Raw genomic sequence first — 2663 nt, forward strand, 5'->3', positions numbered from 1 at the left:
CTGGCTTTATGTTTCGTTTGTTTCAAATTCTATAAATTAACCTACTGTTTAATTTTCAAAGTTCATTTTTTCAACTTCCTTAGTTTACCAAAACATTCTTGCTTTGTCAACCATTTTCTGTTGTTTGTTTTACTTGTTGTCCCTTTTCTTAAGGACAAGTATAACTATACCATTTTAAAATTACATCGTCAACAGTTTTTCTTAATTTTTTTTAGTTTTTTTTGAAATAAGTTTATTTTTTAAAGTTTATCCACAATCTCTTTTTATTTTATTAACACTATATACAACCTTATGTTAGCCTATATGTACATTCTTTTATTTTAATCCACAATTTTTTAATTAAAAATGAAGAAATAACTATTTTTATATTTCGATATAAATCAAAGAAAAAAGCATTTAGGTAACACTCTTCTAATGCTTTTTCCTTTTATTTAAATTAGTTTTTTTCTAAAATTTCATTTATGAATTTACCATTTTCATAAAAAAGTTCGCCATCTGCATATATTTTCCCACAACTTCTCATATCACAAAGCATATCCCAATGTAGAGATGACTTATTTTTTCCACCTGCTTCTGGCATAGAATCACCTATCGCCATATGTACAGTCCCACCTATTTTTTCATCAAATAACATATTTGAAGTAAATTCTTTAATTCCATAATTAGTTCCTATAGCTACTTCTCCAAAGAAACTAGACCCTTCATCAGTTTCTAATAATGATTTTAGTAAATCTTCACCTTTCTTAGCTGTAGCATTTATAACTTTACCTTCTTTAACTTGTAATTTTATACCTTCTATTTGCTTCCCTGAGAATATTCCCGGAAAAGAAAAACTAATATGACCATTTATATCATTTTCTACTGGTGATGTAAATATCTCACCATCAGGAAAGTTAACTTGCCCATCACAATTTATCCACTTTCTTCCCTTTGTTCCTACTTTAATATCAGTACCTTCTGATATTATATGTATTTCACTTTTACCATCTAGATATTTTACCCATCGTTCTTGCTCCATACTTATTCTCTTCCACTCTGCTACAGGATCTTCACTATCTAAAAGACCTGCTCCATATACAAAATCTTCATATTCACTAATACTCATACTCGCTTCTTGAGCATTTGCATGTGTTGGATATTGAGTTCCACACCATCTTAAACTTCCATCTCCACATCTTTCTGAGTATATTTTTCTCCATGGTGCTGCTCCTCGTTGAGCTAATTTAACTTTTTCTGAATCTATACTAGATAATGACCTAGTATTTCTACTTCCCCATGCAGTTAACCATACATCTGCTCTACTTAACAATGTTTCATATATAAGATTTCCGCCTTTAAGTTGATCTTCATTACTATATTTTAATTTTACTTCACTAACTTCAGCTGTATCTAATAAATACTCTACGTGAGCACCACATTTTATAGCCTCTTTTGTAACTTCTACAACCCACGGCGTTGCTACTTCATCAGCACATACAAAAACAAAATCACCTTCTTTTACTTCTGTTGAATAATTTACTAATAACTTTGCTAACTTATTTAATCTTTTATCAGCCACTATTATACCTCCCTTATACACAAAACTAAATTATCTATTTATGTACACTTTATATATCAATATTCCCTAATAAATTTTAAATTCCTTTGATAATTTATTTAATCTAAAAAAAAGTTATTCTAAGATATACAATCATTCATATATCTTAAAATAACTTTTTATTAAATATTATGGCCTTCTAGCACCACTATATTTTTGTTCGTAATAACCCGATAATTTAGATTTTTTAACACCATCTTTTGGATTAGATGCATGTATAAATTCATTATTACCTACATACATTCCAACATGACTTACTCTTCCTTTGTTCATGGTATCAAAGAAAAGCAAATCTCCTACTTGTAAATCTTTTTTATCAATAGCTTTTCCAAATTTACTTTGATCTGAAGATACCCTTGGTATATCTTTTCCTAATGCATTTTTATAAACATATTGAACTAACCCCGAACAATCAAATGAATTAGGACCTGTTGCTCCCCATACATATTTCTTGCCTAATTGTTTTTCTAATAAATCTACAGCTTTATCCATGTTGGCAACTTTTTTAGAATCAGTAACCTTCTCAACATTAATATTTTTTTTAGGCTCAATAATATTTTTAATTTGATTGGTATTTTTAGATTCATTTATTTTATTATTATTAATTAAGCTTTGTAAAGTGTTCAATATATTTAAATCTGCTTCTTTAGAACAGGTACACGAAGAACGTTCTTGATTCAATCCACCTAAAGTATTTTCTAAAATTAGATTAAAAATATCAGATTTATTGGTAGAAGAAGTTCTACTATTTGAACTTGAAGTGCTCAATGCATTTAAAAGCTTCATTGTAACTAATTGGTTTACATTATCAATACTCATATCTACCTCCTATTATTATTTTTTTATTTCTATATTAATTATACGGTTCCTATATATATTTTTTTATATTATATAATAAAATAAGAGATGAATATTTTCTATTCACCTCTTATTCTTATAAACTTATTTAATTCTTTACATAAAAAAAGATTACGTGGCTACGTCTTACTCTCCCAGGCAGTTGCCCACCAAGTACCATCAGCGCTAAAGAGCTTAACTTCTGTGTTCGGAATGGGAACAGGTGTAT

General features: G+C 28.4%; 2 protein-coding genes and 1 rRNA gene. All 3 read right to left on the bottom strand.

Translation table 11 applies throughout. The annotated features are described in order from the left end of the window. Nucleotides 1–436: 436 nt before the first annotated feature. Nucleotides 437–1558: an aminopeptidase gene (locus QOZ84_RS16300; RefSeq protein WP_284133952.1), complete on the bottom strand. Its 1122-nt coding sequence runs from the start codon at nucleotides 1556–1558 to the stop codon at nucleotides 437–439. A 168-nt stretch (nucleotides 1559–1726) separates the two neighbouring features. Continuing rightward, nucleotides 1727–2416: a C40 family peptidase gene (locus QOZ84_RS16305; protein WP_284133953.1), complete on the bottom strand. Its 690-nt coding sequence runs from the start codon at nucleotides 2414–2416 to the stop codon at nucleotides 1727–1729. Nucleotides 2417–2568: 152 nt separating this feature from the next. Further along, nucleotides 2569–2663 (bottom strand): 5S ribosomal RNA (gene rrf / locus QOZ84_RS16310); the annotation flags it as partial.

The organism is Romboutsia sedimentorum (genome assembly GCF_030131845.1).
Taxonomy (GTDB): domain Bacteria; phylum Bacillota; class Clostridia; order Peptostreptococcales; family Peptostreptococcaceae; genus Romboutsia_D; species Romboutsia_D sedimentorum.

What these genes read in the sequence shown, in the direction of transcription:
- QOZ84_RS16305 (WP_284133953.1), bottom strand. Translation starts at nt 2,416, where the DNA reads ATGAGTATTGATAATGTAAACCAATTAGTTACAATGAAGCTTTTAAAT.